Source organism: Pseudomonas sp. PA-6-3C (assembly GCF_021605825.1).
In the GTDB taxonomy this organism is placed as follows: domain Bacteria; phylum Pseudomonadota; class Gammaproteobacteria; order Pseudomonadales; family Pseudomonadaceae; genus Aquipseudomonas; species Aquipseudomonas edaphica.
This window is the reverse complement of sequence record NZ_WKDV01000024.1, coordinates 61,994-77,990: the sequence shown is the minus strand read 5'-3', so window position 1 is coordinate 77,990 and position 15,997 is coordinate 61,994. Positions and strand designations below refer to the sequence as shown.

Here is a 15,997-nt window from a genome sequence, read left to right as displayed (position 1 = left end):
TGTATCCGTAAGCAGGCCGCTTGACGCTGGTATTGCTGGCGCGACATGCTCCCGGCTTCTATGAGCAAAGGCCCGACCATGGACAACAGCCCTATTCGCATCACCGCTGAAGAAACCCTTTCAGACAGCTGGTACAACTTGAAAAAGTACAGCTTCGACCTGCGTCGCCAGGATGGCAGCTGGCAGGCCCAGACTCGTGAGGTGTATGACCGGGGCAATGGCGCGACCATCCTGTTGTACAACCGTGGGCAGCGCACGGTGCTGTTGATCCGGCAGTTTCGCATGCCTACGTTTGTCAACGATTACCCCGGCTACTTGATCGAAACGGCTGCCGGGTTGCTGGACAATGCCAGTCCTGAAGAACGTATTCGCCTGGAGGCTGAGGAAGAGACCGGGTATCGCGTGGGGCATGTGGAAAAAATCTATGCGGCGTTTATGAGTCCAGGTTCGGTGACTGAGCGGATTCACTTTTTTATCGGTGAGTATACGCAGGCGGATCAGATTGGTACGGGGGGCGGGCTGGAGGAGGAGGGCGAGGATATTGAAGTGCTGGAGTTGGGGTTTGAGCAGGCGCTGGCGATGGTGCAGAGTGGGGAGATTGTCGATGGCAAGACCATTATGCTGTTGCAGCATCTGGAATTGCGGATGCTTAAAGATGGCTGGTGAGTGAGTGAGTGGGTTGATTGAGTACATATCCGTTGCTGCGGTCACGGCGGCCTATGGTTCCGCTCTTACAGCGGGTCACTTTTGGCAAACGCCCCAAAAGTAACCAAAAGGTCTTCGCCCCACCACTCGGCACCTCGCTAATGCTCGGTGTGCCCTCACTCCGGCTTGAATCCGTGGGCCGCCGCGATGGGCCATCCTTGGCCCAGCGCGGCTAACCCGGCGTCCTGCCGGGTTACCCACGGATTCAAGCCTGCGTTCGGCCATCGTGGTTAACGGGGCGCCTCAGATCAAAAGCAAGATCAAGATCTACAGCACGGCGGCCTGAAAGCCGACCTGAGTGGTTGAATCAAAAGCGAAAGGCGAAAGGCGGATTTGCATACACTGAAGATCTGCTTTTCTGTGGGAGCTGGCTTGCCTGCGATGCAGACACCTTGGTGTATCAGGTACACCGAGTTGATGCCATCGCAGGCAAGCCAGCTCCCACCTTTGATCGAGTATGGCTCTGCTGTTGCTGTTGCTGTTGCTGTTGCTGTTGCTCCGGCTCTTACATCCTTTTCGATGACGAAGTCAGCGGTCTTTTGATCTGCGCTTTTGATCTTGATCTTGATCTGAAATCGCCCCGTTAAACACGATGGCCGGAATCTGACAGGGATTTGGGGGGGTAAACCGGCAGGGATGCCGGTTTAGCCGCGCTGGGCCAAGGATGGCCCATCGCGGCGGCCCCCCAAATCACTGTCGGATTGCGGGCATGCCGAGCCATAGCGAGGCACCGAGTGTTGGGGCGAGGACCTTTTGGTTACTTTTGACTGGGCCGGCATTCCGGTCCTTGCAAAAGTGACCCGCTGTAAGAGCGGAACCATAGGCCGCCGTTACCTAAATAACGGATATGTACACGATCAAACCACAACAGCAGGCACCAAAAACGCAGCTTCCAACAACTGCCGCGTATAAGCATGCTGCGGATCCGCAAAGATCCCCGCCGCGTCCCCCTGTTCCACCACCTGCCCATGCTTGACCACCATCAACTGGTGACTCAAGGCCTTCACCACCGCCAAATCATGGCTGATAAACAGGTACGTCAGGTTGTACTTGGCCTGCAGCCCCCGCAATAATTCCACCACTTGCCGCTGCACCGTGCGGTCCAGCGCGGACGTCGGTTCATCGAGCAGTATCAAGCGGGGCTTGAGCACCAAGGCACGGGCGATGGCAATGCGTTGACGCTGCCCACCGGAAAACTCATGGGGGTAACGATGCCGCGACTCCGGGTCCAGGCCCACTTCCTTGAGCGCTGCAACAATCGCCAGTTCCTGCTCGGCCGGCGTGCCCATTTTGTGGATACGCAAGCCTTCGCCAACAATCTCGCTCACACACATTCGCGGGCTCAAGCTGCCGAACGGGTCTTGAAACACCACCTGCATCTCCCGCCGTAGCGGGCGCACCTGGTGCTGAGTCAAGCGGTCAAGCTGCTGGCCTTCAAAGCGAATCCCGCCTTTGCTGGCAATCAAGCGCAGAATCGCCAGGCCCAGGGTGGACTTGCCCGAGCCGCTTTCACCGACGATGCCCAGCGTTTGGCCCTGGGGCAGGCTGAAGTTGATGCCGTCCACGGCCTTGACGTAATCGACGGTGTTGCGCAAAAAGCCCTTTTTGATCGGGAACCAGACCTTCAGGTCGTCGACTTCCAAGAGTGGCGGCCCGACCTCGTTACTGGCTGGCCCACCGCTGGGCTCCGCCGCCAGCAGTTCCTGGGTGTAAGGGTGCTGGGGCGACTGAAACAGCGTCTCGCAATCAGCCTGTTCAACGATGCACCCCTGCTGCATCACACACACACGATGGGCGATGCGCCGCACCAGGTTCAAGTCATGGCTGATCAGCAGCAATGCCATGCCCAGCCGGGCCTGCAGCTCTTTGAGCAGTTCCAGGATCTTCAATTGCACGGTGACGTCGAGGGCCGTGGTCGGTTCGTCGGCGATCAGCAGTTCGGGCTCGTTGGCCAACGCCATGGCGATCATCACCCGCTGGCGCTGGCCGCCGGACAGTTCGTGGGGCAGGGCTTTGAGGCGCTTGTGCGGCTCGGGGATGCCCACCAGTTCAAGCAGTTCCAGGGTGCGCCGGGTCGCGACTTTACCGGTCAGGCCTTTGTGCAGGCCGAGCACTTCGTTGATCTGCTTCTCGATCGAATGCAGTGGGTTCAACGAGGTCATTGGCTCCTGGAAGATCATCGCAATGCGGTTGCCGCGAATATGCCGGATGGTTTTCTCTTTGAGGGTCAGCAGATCATGCCCGGAATAGCTGATGGTGCCGGCCGGGTGCCGCGCCAGCGGGTAGGGCAACAGGCGCAGGATCGAGTGGGCGGTCACCGATTTGCCCGAGCCGCTTTCGCCGACCAGCGCCAGGGTTTCGCCGCGCTTGATATCGAAGCTGACATTGTTGACCACGCGGTGATGATGCTCGCCGGTGACGAACTCGACGCAGAGGTCGCGGACTTCGATCAGATTGTCCTGATTCATCTCATTTCCTCGGGTCGAAGGCATCGCGAGCGGACTCGCCGATAAACACCAGCAAACTCAACATGATCGCCAACACGGCAAACGCACTCATGCCCAGCCACGGCGCTTGCAGGTTGGATTTGCCCTGGGCCACCAGTTCGCCCAGGGACGGCGAACCGGCCGGCAGGCCGAAACCGAGAAAATCCAGGGCGGTGAGGGTGCCAATGGCACCGGTGAGGATGAACGGCATGAACGTCATGGTCGAGACCATGGCATTGGGCAGGATATGCCGGAACATGATCGCGCCGTTCTGCATGCCCAGCGCTCGGGCGGCACGCACATATTCCAGGTTGCGCCCGCGCAGGAACTCGGCGCGCACCACGTCCACCAGGCTCATCCACGAAAACAGCAACATGATGCCCAGCAGCCACCAGAAGTTGGGCTGCACAAAGCTGGCGAGGATGATCAGCAGGTACAGCACCGGCAAACCCGACCAGATCTCCAGGAAACGCTGGCCGGCCAGGTCGACCCAGCCGCCATAGAAACCCTGCAAGGCGCCAGCGATGACGCCGATGATCGAGCTGAGCACGGTCAGCGTCAGGGCAAACAGCACCGACACACGAAAGCCGTAGATCACTCGCGCCAGCACATCGCGGCCCTGGTCGTCGGTGCCCAGCAGGTTCACCGAAGACGGCGGCGCTGGCGCGGGGACTTTCAGGTCGTAGTTGATGCTCTGGTAGCTGAACGGGATGGGCGCCCACAGCGTCCAGGCGTCCTTGGCCTTGAGCAGTTCCTGGATATACGGGCTTTTGTAGTTGGCCTCCAGCGGGAATTCGCCGCCAAACGTGGTCTCCGGGTAGCGTTTAAGCGCCGGGAAATACCAGCCACCGTCGTAATGGACTGCCAGCGGTTTATCGTTGGCGATCAACTCGGCGCCCAGGCTGAGCACGAACAGAATCAGGAACAGCCACAGCGACCACCAGCCACGTTTGTTGGCTTTGAAACGCTCGAACCGGCGGCGATTGAGGGGGGACAGGTTCATCTCAATGCTCCCGGCTGGCGAAGTCGATGCGCGGATCGACCAGGGTGTAAGTGAGGTCGCCGATCAGTTTCACGATCAGCCCCAGCAGGGTGAAGATAAACAGCGTGCCGAACACCACCGGATAATCGCGGTTGATCGCCGCTTCAAAGCTCATCAGGCCCAGGCCATCGAGGGAAAAGATCACCTCGACCAACAGCGAACCGGTGAAGAAAATCCCGATAAATGCCGAGGGGAAACCGGCAATCACCAGCAGCATGGCGTTACGAAACACATGGCCGTAGAGCACGCGGTGGTTGGTCAGGCCTTTGGCTTTGGCGGTGACCACGTACTGTTTGTTGATTTCGTCGAGGAAGCTGTTTTTGGTCAGCAGGGTCATGGTCGCGAAGTTGCCGATCACCAGCGCGGTGACGGGCAGGGCCAGGTGCCAGAAATAATCGAGGATCTTGCCGCCAAAGCTCAGTTCCTCGAAGTTGTTGGAGGTCAGCCCGCGCAAGGGGAACCAGTCCAGGTAACTGCCGCCGGCAAACACCACGATCAGCAAAATCGCGAACAAAAACGCCGGGATGGCATAGCCGACGATGATCGCCGAGCTGGTCCACACGTCAAAGTGGCTGCCGTGCCGGGTAGCCTTGGCGATGCCGAGCGGGATCGACACCAGGTACATGATCAGCGTGCTCCATAACCCGAGGGAGATGGACACCGGCATCTTTTCCTTGATCAGGTCGATGACCTTGGCGTCGCGAAAGAAACTGTCGCCAAAATCCAGCCGTGCGTAGTTCTTGACCATGATCCACAAGCGTTCCGGCGCCGACTTGTCGAAGCCGTACATCTTTTCGATTTCCTTGATCAGCGCCGGGTCCAGGCCCTGGGCGCCGCGGTAGCTGGAGCCGGCCACCGAGACCTCGGCGCCGCCACCGGCAATGCGGCTGGTGGCGCCGTCGAACCCTTCGAGTTTGGCGATCATCTGCTCCACCGGGCCACCGGGGGCGGCCTGGATGATGATGAAGTTGATCAGCAGGATCCCGAACAGCGTGGGGATGATCAGCAACAGGCGGCGAACAATATAGGCCAGCATTTAATCGCCTCCGCTCGCCGGATCGGCGCTCTTGACAGTGTCGACGGCAGGTTTGACTTCAGGTTTGGCCCACCAGGTGGCCGTGCCGACGTCGTAGCGTGGCGGGACTTTGGGGTGACCCAAGTGATCCCAGTACGCCACGCGGTAAGTCTTGATGTGCCAGTTGGGGATCACGTAGTAGCCAAACTGCAAGACCCGATCCAGCGCCTTGGCGTGGTCGACCAGGCTTTGGCGCGAGTCGGCGTTGATCAGTTCTTCGACGAGTTGGTCGACCACCGGATCCTTGAGACCCATGTAGTTGCGGCTGCCGGATTTGTCGGCGGCGGACGACCAGAATTCGCGCTGCTCGTTACCCGGCGAGGTGGACTGCGGGAAGCTGCCCACCAGCATGTCGAAGTCCCGCGAACGCAGGCGGTTGATGTACTGCGAAACGTCAACGCGGCGGATCACCAGGTTGATTCCGAGGTCGGCCAGGTTGCGCTTGAATGGCAGCAATACCCGCTCAAACTCGGTCTGGGCAAGCAGGAATTCGATGGTCACCGGTTTGCCGGTGGTGTCGACCATTTTGTCGTCGACGATCTTCCAGCCAGCCTCCTGCAACAGCTGGTAAGCCTCACGCTGCTGGGTGCGGATCATGCCGCTGCCGTCGGTCTTGGCCGGCTCGAAGGCTTGGGTGAAGACTTCGGCAGGGATCTTGTCGCGAAACGGCGCCAGGATGGCGGTTTCCGCCGGGCCGGGCAGGCCGGTGGCGGCCATCTCCGAGTTTTCGAAGTAGCTGCGGGTGCGGGTGTAGGCGCCATTGAACAGCTGTTTGTTGCTCCACTCGAAATCCAGCAGCAGGCTGATGGCCTTGCGTACCCGCACATCCTGGAACATCGGCTTGCGCGTATTGAACACAAACCCTTGCATGCCGGTGGGATTGCCGTTGGGAATTTCTTCCTTGATCAACCGACCCTGGGCCACGGCCGGAATGTTGTAGGCGTTGGCCCAGTTCTTGGCGCTGAACTCCAGCCAATAGTCGAACTGCCCGGCTTTCAAGGCTTCCAGGGCCACGGTGCTGTCACGGTAGTAGTCGGTGATGCGGTTGTCGAAGTTGTAGAAGCCCTGGGTTACCGGCAGGTCCTTGGCCCAGTAATCCTTGACCCGCTCATAGCGCACCATGCGCCCGGGTTTGACCTCGGCAACCTTGTACGGGCCACTGCCCAGCGGTATTTCCAGGTTGCCCTTGGCAAAGTCGCGCGTTGCCCACCAATGCTTGGGCAATACCGGCAGTTGGCCGAGGATCAGCGGTAATTCACGGTTATTGGTGCGCTTGAACTTGAACAGCACACGCAGCGGGTCTTCGGCGACCACTTCGTCGACGTCGGCGTAGTAGTTGCGGTAGAGCGGCGAACCGTCCTTGATCAGCGCCTGGAAGGTGAACACGACGTCTTCGGCCCGGATCGGATGGCCATCATGGAAGCGCGCTTCGGGGCGCAGGTAGAAGCGCACCCAGCTGTTGTCCGGAGCCTTTTCGATCTTGCCGGCCACCAGGCCGTACTCGGTGACGGGCTCGTCCAGGCTTTGCATGGCCAGGGTGTCGTAGATCAGCGGCAGGTTGTCTGCGGGCACGCCCTTGCTGATGTAGGGGTTGAGGCTGTCGAAGCCGCCCATGCTCGATTCACGGAAGGTGCCGCCCTTGGGCGCGTCGGGGTTTACATAGTCGAAATGCTTGAAGTCGGCGGGGTACTTGGGTGGCTCGCTGTACAGGGTCAGCGCATGTTGCGGCGCGGCATTGGCTGCGCCGCACGCTAACAAGGCGCCAAACAGGGCGGTGCGCAAGGTCATCATTGGGCTTTCTCCGAAGCTTTCAGCCACCACGCGCTCAAACCCAGGCTATAGGGCGGCGTGGTGACAAAGGCGAACCGGTTGCGGTACGCCAAGCGATGATAGTTGAGGTACCAGTTGGGAATACTGTAGTGCTGCCACAGCAGCACCCGGTCGAGGGCGCGGCCGGCGGCCAATTGTTCTTCGCGGGTCTGCGCCGCCAGCAGTTGGTCGAGCAGGTGGTCGACCACCGGGTTGGCGATGCCGGCGTAGTTTTTGCTGCCCTTGATGGCCGCCTGGCTGGAGTGGAAGTACTGCCACTGCTCAAGGCCCGGGCTCAAGGTCTGGTTGAGGGTGATCAGGATCATGTCGTAGTCGAACTGATCCAGGCGCTGCTTGTATTGCGCCCGGTCAACCGTGCGCAGGCGCGCGTCGATGCCGATACTTTTGAGGTTTTCGACGTAGGGCTGCAGGATGCGTTCAAGGTTCGGGTTGACCAGCAGAATCTCGAAGCGCAGCGGTTGGCCCTTGCTGTCGAGCAGGCGCTGGTCTGAGAGTTTCCAGCCCGCTTCGCCGAGCAAGGCCAGGGCGCGGCGCAACGTCTCGCGCGGGATGCCGCGGCCGTCGGTCTGCGGCAGGCTGAAGGCTTGAGTGAACAGGTTGGGCGGCAACTGGTCGCGGTAGGGCGAGAGCATCAGCCATTCATGCCCCACTGGCACGCCGGTCGCAGAAAACTCACTGTTGGGGTAGTAACTGAGCGTGCGTTTATAGGCGCTGCTGAACAGGGTGCGGTTGGTCCATTCAAAATCGAACATCAACCCCAGGGCTTCACGCACTTTGGTCTGGCTGAAGATCGGCCGCCGCGTGTTCATGAACAAGCCCTGGCTCTGGGTCGGGATCTGGTGGGCGATCTGCGCCTTGATCACGTCGCCGCGGTTGACCGCGGGGAAGTTGTAGCCAGTGGCCCAGTTCTTGGCCTGGTGTTCGATATAGAGGTCGAATTCACCGGCCTTGAAGGCTTCGAAGGCCACGTCGCTGTCGCGGTAGAACTCCACTTCGACCTTGTCGTAGTTGTAGAACCCCTGGTTGACCGGCAGGTCTTTGCCCCAGTAATCCTTGACCCGCTCGAACACCAGCTGGCGGCCCGGGGTGACCTTGGTGATGCGATACGGCCCGCTGCCCAAAGGCGGCTCGAAGGTGGTGGCCTTGAAGTCGCGGTTCTTCCAGTAATGCTGGGGTAGAACCGGCAGTTCGCCCAGACGCAGGATCAGCAGTGGGTTGCCGGCGCGTTTGAACACAAAACGGATGCGATGGCGGTTGAGAATGTCGACCCGCGCCACTTCCTGCAGGTTGGTGCGGTACTGCGGGTGGCCTTCGGTGAGCAGGGTGCGATAGGAAAATGCCACGTCATAAGCGGTGATCGGCTTGCCATCATGGAAGCGCGCTTCCGGGCGCAGGTTGAACACCACCCAACTGCGGTCCTCGCTGTACTCCACCGATTGGGCAATCAGCCCGTAGCTGGAGGTGGGCTCGTCACCGGACGGCGCGTACTGGCCGGTGCCGACCATCAGCGGTTCGTTCAGCTCGTTGACGCCGTATTGCAGGAAATTGGGCGTGGAAACCGGGCTGGTGCCCTTGAAGGTGTAGGGGTTGAGGGTATCGAAGGTGCCAAATGCCATGACCCGCAATGTCCCGCCTTTGGGCGCTGCAGGGTTTACCCAGTCGAAGTGGGTGAATTTGGCCGGGTACTTGAGTGTGCCGAACTGCGTGTAACCGTGGCTCTCGGTAATCGTCGCGTTCGCAGCAAAGCTCAAGGCCAGACTTATTAGTAGAAGGAGGGGACGCTTCAAGTCAGAGATCCGATCCAGGCGGCTTGGGCTTTATGATCGGTACAGTAACAGCTTGTTCCGGTTGGAAAAAGGTCGCTGAAAACACTGGAGATCCAATGTGGGAGCGGGCTTGCTCGCGAATGCAGTGTGTCAGTCAACAGAGATGTTGAATGTGCCACCGCTTTCGCGAGCAAGCCCGCTCCCACATTTGCTCCCCAGTGTTCTTGAGGGGTTAGCGCGGCCCGGAAACCACCAGCATCTGCCCCGGCTTCAACGCCTGGCCAGTACGCGGGTTCCAACGCTTGAGATGTTGCATCTCGACGTTGAAGCGCTTGGCGACGATGTACAGCGAGTCGCCTTTCTTGACCTTGTACTGCACCGGTTTCTTGCTGCTGGCCACCAGTTTGCGGGTGTCCTGCATCACCAGGGTCTGGCCGACCTTGAGGGCCTGGCCATTGAGTTTATTCCAGCGCTGCAGGTCATGTACATCGACCTTGTTCGCCTTGGCGATCAGCGTGAGGTTGTCGCCACTGCGGACCTTGTAGTTGCGGGTACGCCCGGCCACCCGTGTGCTCTCAACTTCGTCGAACACCTGCTTTTTCGGGCGCATCGCCAGCAATTCTTCGGGCTTCATCGTCGAAAGGGTGCTGGTGAGCAACTGCGCCTTGGAGCTTGGCACGAGCAAATGCTGCGGGCCGTCCAGGGTGGTGCGTTGTTTCAGGGCCGGGTTGAGCTGGAACAGTTCGTCTTCGTCGATCTCGGCCAGCGCGGCAACCCGGGACAGGTCCATGCTTTGCTTGACTTCAACCACTTCGAAGTACGGCGTGTTGGCAATTGGGCTCAGGTTGACGCCATAGGCCTCGGGGGCCAGCACCACTTGGGACAGCGCCAGGAACTTGGGCACGTAGTCCTTGGTTTCCTGGGGCAGGGGCAGGTTCCAGTAGTCGGTGGGCAGGCCGAGCTTTTCGTTGCGCTCGATGGCCCGGCTGACCGTGCCTTCGCCGGCATTGTAGGCCGCCAGGGCCAGCAGCCAGTCGCCGTTGAACATGTCATGCAGGCGCGTCAGATAGTCCAGGGCGGCGGTGGTGGAGGCGGTGATATCGCGGCGGCCGTCGTAGGCGCGGGTCTGGCGCAGGTTGAAGTAGCGCCCGGTGGAGGGGATGAACTGCCACAGGCCGACCGCATCGCTGCGCGAATAGGCCATCGGGTTGTAGGCACTTTCGATCACTGGCAGCAGCGCCAGCTCCAGGGGCATGTTGCGTTCTTCAAGGCGTTCGACGATGTAATGAATGTAGAGGCTGCCGCGTTCTCCGGCGTTCTCTAAAAAGGACGGGTTGCTGGCGAACCACAAGCGTTGTTGCTCGATGCGCGGGTTCACACCCAGGCCGTCCTGCAATTGAAAGCCCCGGCGCATGCGTTCCCAGACATCCTGGGGCACTTCGGGGCTAGGCTTCTCTGAGAGCCAAATAGGTTTTTGCTTGATCTTGGCAGCAAGATTGGGTTTGGGTTGCACGGTGGATTGTGCAGCGAAATTGGTCGATTGGCAGCCCGCCAGAGTCGCGGAAACGGCCACCGCCACGGCTTGAGCCAGGCGGGTCAATGCGTCTGAAGAAATGGATTTACGAATAGATGACGACATTGGCTGGAAGTAAGTTCCGGGCAAAAATGTCGGGCGATTCTAGAAAGCGCTTTGGTTCCGGTCAACCATTCAGAAATTCCGTATCAGATTGCATCCGCTTAGAACTTATCTTTCCAAGCCCTCAAGCTAGCAAACACCTCGGCCCCAGTGCGGTTGTCGCGACCGTTCCGTTCGTCCGCTTTTTGTTTAACGGATGTTTCGGCGGTACGCAGGAAAGGGTTAGTACGTTTTTCCAGGGCCAGGTTGGAGGGAAGTGTCATTTCACCACGGGCGCGCAATTGCTTGACGGTCTCGACGCGTTCGGCGATATCGGCATTGTCCGGTTCCACGGCGTGGGCAAATTTGAGGTTACTTTGCGTGTACTCATGTGTGCAGTACACCAGCGTGTCGGCGGGCAGGGCGGCCAGGCGCGCTAGCGAGGCGTGCATTTGTTCCGGGGTGCCTTCGAACAGGCGCCCGCAGCCGGCGGCAAACAGGGTATCGCCACAAAACAGCACGCCCTGGTGGTAATAGGCGATATGGCCGAGGGTGTGGCCGGGCACGCTATAAACGTCGAAGTCCCAGCCGAGCGCGTTGATGCGCGCGTTATCGTGCAGGGCCACGTCCCGCGCCGGGATCTTTTCGTTCGCCGGGCCGTAAACCTTGGCGCCGGTTGCATGTTTGAGCTGTTCGACGCCGCCGACATGATCATGGTGGTGGTGGGTGATCAGGATGTCGCTGAGCCTGTACCCAGGGTTTTGCTTGAGCCAGGCCAGCACCGGCGCGGCATCGCCGGGGTCGACCACGGCGCAGCGTAGGGTATCAGGGTCTTGTAACAACCAGATGTAGTTATCGGTGAAGGCGGGCAGGGCACTGATCTGTATCATTCTTCGATTCGCCAAGCTGAACACTTTGGTGCATCTTAGAACGTCTAGGCGAATTGGAGAATGCAATGACTGATAAAGCGTTCGCCCAGGCCGATCCTGAATGGCTGGCCCTGATCAGCGCAGCCCGTGATTGGCTGTCCGGGCCGATCGGGCAATTTTTGCTGGACGAAGAGCGGCGCATGCTCGAAGACGAGCTGGGCCGGTTCTTTGGTGGCTACCTGGTGCACTACGGCCCGTCGGCCCAGACGCCGCCCGCTGCGCCGCAGGTGCAACGCAATGTGCGCCTGGGCGCGCCGTTGCCTGGGGTCGAGATTGTGTGCGAGGAACAGGCCTGGCCGCTGAGCGAACATGCTGCCGATGTAGTGGTGCTGCAGCACGGCCTGGATTTCTGCCTGTCGCCCCACGGTTTGCTGCGCGAGGCCGCCAGCAGCGTGCGCCCAGGTGGCCATTTGCTGATCATCGGCATCAACCCCTGGAGCAGTTGGGGCCTGCGCCATGTGTTCGCCCATGACGGCCTGCGCCAGGCGCGCTGCATCGCGCCATCGCGGGTGGGCGACTGGCTGAACCTGCTGGGCTTCGCGCTGGAGAAACGCCGCTTCGGGTGCTATCGTCCGCCGCTTGCGTCTGCCAAGTGGCAAGGACGGCTGGCCGGCTGGGAGCGCCGGGCGGGTGCCTGGCAACTGTCGGGCGGTGGCTTCTATTTATTGGTCGCGCGCAAGATCGTGGTCGGGCTGCGGCCGGTGCGGCAGGTCGCGCGTCAGCCCATGGGCAAGCTGGTGCCGATGCCGATGGCCAAGGTCAACCGCAAGCAGAGCGAACCGTAACCCCTCTTTTTGATTGAAGACCGAGCAACTGATGACCGATACCGTAGAACTCTTCACCGATGGCGCCTGCAAGGGCAACCCTGGCCCCGGCGGCTGGGGCGCGTTGCTGGTGTGCAAAGGTGTGGAGAAGGAACTGTGGGGCGGCGAAGCCAACACCACCAACAACCGCATGGAGCTGATGGGCGCCATTCGCGGCCTGGAAGAACTCAAGCGTCGCTGTGACGTGCTGTTGGTGACCGACTCGCAATACGTGATGAAGGGCATCAACGAGTGGATGGTCAACTGGAAGAAGCGCGGCTGGAAAACCGCGGCCAAAGAGCCGGTAAAGAATGCCGACCTGTGGCAACTCCTCGATGAGCAATGCAACCGCCATGACATCACCTGGAAATGGGTACGCGGCCACATCGGCCACCCGGGCAACGAGCGCGCCGATCAATTGGCCAACCGTGGCGTGGATGAAGTTCGGGGCTACAAACAGAGCTGAGCCGGCTGACGTGTTAACATCGCGCCCCTTGATTCACACCACACTGCACACCACCGTTGAGAGCTGAACCCTGATGGCCATCCGATCTGTTGTACTCGATACCGAAACCACCGGCATGCCGGTGACCGATGGTCACCGGATCATTGAAATCGGCTGTGTCGAATTGATGGGTCGCCGCCTCACCGGGCGTCACTTTCACGTCTACCTGCAACCGGATCGTGACAGTGACGAGGGCGCAATTGGCGTCCACGGTATTACGGATGAATTCCTCAAGGGCAAGCCGCGCTTTGCTGAAGTGGCGGACGAGTTTTTCGAGTTCATCAACGGCGCTCAACTGATCATCCATAACGCGGCGTTCGACGTCGGGTTCATCAATAACGAGTTTGCCCTGATGGGGCAGACCGAGCGTGCGGATATCGCCCAGCACTGCTCGATTCTCGATACCTTGATGATGGCCCGTGAGCGTCACCCCGGCCAGCGCAACAGCCTGGATGCGTTGTGCAAACGTTATGGGGTTGATAACTCTGGCCGTGAATTGCACGGCGCCTTGCTCGACTCCGAGATTCTCGCCGACGTTTACCTGACCATGACCGGCGGGCAGACCAGCCTGTCCCTGGCCGGTAATGCTTCCGATGGCAGCGGCTCGGCGGAAGGTTCGGGCAACCGTCCTTCGGAAATCCGCCGTTTGGCGGCGGATCGCAAGCCGACCACCATCATCCGTGCCAGCGAGCAGGATCTGGCTGAGCATGCGGCGCGCCTGGAAGCGATTGCCAAGTCGGCGGGTGCGCCGGCGTTGTGGTCGCAACTGACTCAGCAATAATCACGGCTGAACACGATTAAAAAATGTGGGAGCTGGCTTGCCTGCGATGGCATCAACTCGGTGTGCCTGAAGTACCGAGGTGCCTGCATCGCAGGCAAGCCAGCTCCCACAGTAGATTTGCGTCGTCTGTAAAATCTTCATTCGCCACATCCCCTCCCAGCTTCTACCCTGAGTGCATAGCCCTCAGGACTCAAAGCACTCATGTACAAAGACCTGAAGTTCCCTGTTCTTATCGTGCACCGTGACATCAAGGCCGACACCGTTGCCGGTGATCGGGTCAGAGGCATCGCCAGGGAGTTGGAACAAGAGGGCTTCAGTATTTTTTCTGCGGTGGATTACGCCGAAGGCCGATTGGTGGCTTCTACCCATCATGGCCTGGCGTGCATGTTGATTGCCGCCGAGGGCGCTGGCGAAAACACCCACCTGCTGCAAAACATGGTCGAGCTGATTCGCCTGGCGCGGGTGAGGGCGCCCAACCTGCCGATCTTTGCCCTGGGCGAGCAGGTCACCCTGGAAAACGCGCCGGCCGATGCCATGAGCGAGCTCAACCAACTGCGCGGCATTCTGTACCTGTTCGAAGACACCGTGCCGTTTCTGGCCCGCCAAGTGGCTCGCGCTGCACGCGCCTACCTTGATGGCTTGTTGCCGCCGTTCTTCAAAGCGCTGGTGCAGCACACGGCCGATTCCAACTATTCCTGGCACACCCCCGGCCATGGCGGCGGTGTGGCTTATCGCAAAAGCCCGGTGGGGCAGGCGTTTCATCAATTCTTTGGCGAAAACACCCTGCGTTCGGACTTGTCCGTGTCGGTGCCGGAGCTGGGGTCATTGCTCGATCACACCGGGCCCTTGGCCGAAGCCGAAGCCCGCGCGGCGCGTAACTTTGGCGCCGATCACACGTTCTTTGTGATCAACGGCACCTCGACGGCCAACAAGATCGTCTGGCATTCCATGGTCGGGCGCGATGACTTGGTGTTGGTGGATCGAAACTGCCACAAGTCGGTGCTGCATTCGATCATCATGACCGGCGCGATCCCGCTGTACCTGTGCCCGGAGCGCAATGAACTGGGGATTATCGGCCCGATCCCCTTAAGCGAATTCAGCCCCGAGTCGATCCGCGCCAAAATTGAAGCCAGCCCCTTGACCCGTGGCCGGCCGGCGAAAGTGAAACTGGCGGTGGTCACCAACTCCACCTATGACGGACTGTGCTACAACGCCGAACTGATCAAACAGCAACTGGGCAACAGTGTCGAGGTGTTGCATTTCGACGAGGCCTGGTACGCCTACGCGGCCTTTCATGAGTTTTTCGCCGGCCGCTATGGCATGGGTACTTCGCGCACTGCCGACAGCCCGCTGGTATTCACTACCCACTCGACCCACAAATTGCTCGCGGCCTTCAGCCAGGCGTCGATGATCCACGTGCAGGACGGTGGCGCGCGCCAGCTGGACCGCGACCGCTTCAACGAAGCCTTCATGATGCACATCTCCACTTCGCCGCAATACAGCATCATCGCCTCGCTGGATGTGGCTTCGGCGATGATGGAAGGCCCGGCCGGGCGCTCGCTGTTGCAGGAGATGTTCGACGAAGCCCTGAGCTTTCGCCGTGCCCTGGCCAACCTGCGCCAGCATATTGCTGCCGAAGACTGGTGGTTCTCCATCTGGCAACCACCGTCGGTGGCCGGCATCGACCGGGTCGCCACCGCGGATTGGCTGTTGCACCCGCAGGATGACTGGCATGGCTTTGGCGATGTGGCCGAAGACTATGTGTTGCTGGACCCGATCAAAGTCACTTTGGTGATGCCCGGCCTCAACGCCGGTGGCGCCTTGAGCGACTGCGGAATTCCCGCCGCAGTGGTCAGCAAATTCCTCTGGGAACGGGGGCTGGTGGTGGAAAAGACCGGTTTGTATTCCTTCCTGGTGTTGTTCTCCATGGGCATTACCAAAGGCAAATGGAGTACCTTGCTCACCGAATTGCTGGAGTTCAAGCGCAACTACGACGCCAATGCCAGCCTGGCCAGTTGTTTACCCTCGGTGTTCAAAGAAGGCCCGGCACGTTATCAAGGCCTGGGTTTGCGTGACCTGTGCGACCAATTGCATAGTTGTTACCGCAGCAACGCCACCGCCAAGCACCTCAAGCGGATGTACACCGTGTTGCCGGAAATTGCGATGAAACCGGCCGATGCCTACGACCAACTGGTCAGGGGTGAAGTCGAAGCCGTTTCCATTGACGCCTTGCCAGGACGCATCGCAGCCGTGATGCTGGTGCCTTATCCGCCGGGCATCCCGTTGATCATGCCGGGCGAGCGCTTTACCGAGTCGACACGCTCGATCATCGACTATCTGGCATTTGCCCGTACGTTCGATAGCAGTTTCCCCGGTTTTGTCGCCGATGTTCATGGGTTGCAACACGAAGATGACGGCAGTGGCCGTTGTTACACCGTCGATTGCATCAAGGGTTAAGGA

12 protein-coding genes are annotated in these 15,997 nt (G+C 60.1%); 5 read left to right on the top strand and 7 right to left on the bottom strand.

From position 1 onward, the window contains the following. Nucleotides 1-78 precede the first annotated feature (78 nt). The gene (locus tag GIW48_RS17175) at nt 79-666 is read left to right on the top strand and encodes an NUDIX domain-containing protein (protein ID WP_026013479.1); all 588 of its coding nucleotides are present in this window, start codon (nt 79-81) and stop codon (nt 664-666) included. 896 nt (nt 667-1,562) lie between these two features. Here the strand turns inward: GIW48_RS17175 and GIW48_RS17170 are convergent. The 7 genes from GIW48_RS17170 to gloB all read right to left on the bottom strand — a co-directional run bounded on the left by GIW48_RS17170 (nt 1,563) and on the right by gloB (nt 11,409). After that, on the bottom strand, nt 1,563-3,173 hold the full coding sequence (locus tag GIW48_RS17170; RefSeq protein ID WP_236462124.1) for an ABC transporter ATP-binding protein: 1,611 nt from the start codon (nt 3,171-3,173) through the stop codon (nt 1,563-1,565). A 1-nt stretch (nt 3,174) separates the two neighbouring features. Next, on the bottom strand, nt 3,175-4,194 hold the full coding sequence (locus GIW48_RS17165) for an ABC transporter permease (protein ID WP_012723835.1): 1,020 nt from the start codon (nt 4,192-4,194) through the stop codon (nt 3,175-3,177). Between the two features lies 1 nt (nt 4,195). Then, the gene (locus GIW48_RS17160) at nt 4,196-5,269 is read right to left on the bottom strand and encodes a microcin C ABC transporter permease YejB (RefSeq protein ID WP_099549133.1); all 1,074 of its coding nucleotides are present in this window, start codon (nt 5,267-5,269) and stop codon (nt 4,196-4,198) included. Beyond that, nucleotides 5,270-7,099, bottom strand: a complete 1,830-nt coding sequence (locus GIW48_RS17155) for an extracellular solute-binding protein (RefSeq protein WP_236462121.1) — start codon at nt 7,097-7,099, stop codon at nt 5,270-5,272. Then, nucleotides 7,096-8,925 (bottom strand): extracellular solute-binding protein, encoded by a 1,830-nt coding sequence (locus tag GIW48_RS17150; protein WP_017136935.1) that lies wholly within the window; start codon nt 8,923-8,925, stop codon nt 7,096-7,098. Before GIW48_RS17150 ends, GIW48_RS17155 begins: the two co-directional genes overlap by 4 nt. A gap of 211 nt (nt 8,926-9,136) precedes the next feature. Further along, the gene (locus GIW48_RS17145; RefSeq protein ID WP_056859491.1) at nt 9,137-10,543 is read right to left on the bottom strand and encodes a transglycosylase SLT domain-containing protein; all 1,407 of its coding nucleotides are present in this window, start codon (nt 10,541-10,543) and stop codon (nt 9,137-9,139) included. A gap of 98 nt (nt 10,544-10,641) precedes the next feature. Beyond that, complete coding sequence (gloB, locus tag GIW48_RS17140; protein ID WP_017136934.1) at nt 10,642-11,409, bottom strand: hydroxyacylglutathione hydrolase; 768 nt, start codon at nt 11,407-11,409, stop codon at nt 10,642-10,644. Between the two features lie 65 nt (nt 11,410-11,474). Here gloB and GIW48_RS17135 point away from each other — a divergent pair, with 65 nt between their 5' ends. The 4 genes from GIW48_RS17135 to GIW48_RS17120 all read left to right on the top strand — a co-directional run bounded on the left by GIW48_RS17135 (nt 11,475) and on the right by GIW48_RS17120 (nt 15,994). Continuing rightward, complete coding sequence (locus tag GIW48_RS17135; protein WP_017136933.1) at nt 11,475-12,233, top strand: class I SAM-dependent methyltransferase; 759 nt, start codon at nt 11,475-11,477, stop codon at nt 12,231-12,233. A gap of 31 nt (nt 12,234-12,264) precedes the next feature. Further along, nucleotides 12,265-12,717 carry a ribonuclease HI gene (gene rnhA, locus GIW48_RS17130; RefSeq protein WP_017136932.1) on the top strand — a complete coding sequence of 151 codons (453 nt, stop codon included), beginning with the start codon at nt 12,265-12,267 and terminating at the stop codon, nt 12,715-12,717. 79 nt (nt 12,718-12,796) lie between these two features. Further along, nucleotides 12,797-13,537, top strand: coding sequence for a DNA polymerase III subunit epsilon (gene dnaQ / locus GIW48_RS17125; protein WP_170040296.1), 741 nt, complete (start codon nt 12,797-12,799; stop codon nt 13,535-13,537). Nucleotides 13,538-13,738: 201 nt separating this feature from the next. After that, nucleotides 13,739-15,994: an Orn/Lys/Arg decarboxylase N-terminal domain-containing protein gene (locus GIW48_RS17120; protein WP_099549130.1), complete on the top strand. Its 2,256-nt coding sequence runs from the start codon at nt 13,739-13,741 to the stop codon at nt 15,992-15,994. The last annotated feature ends 3 nt before the right edge of the window (nt 15,995-15,997 follow it).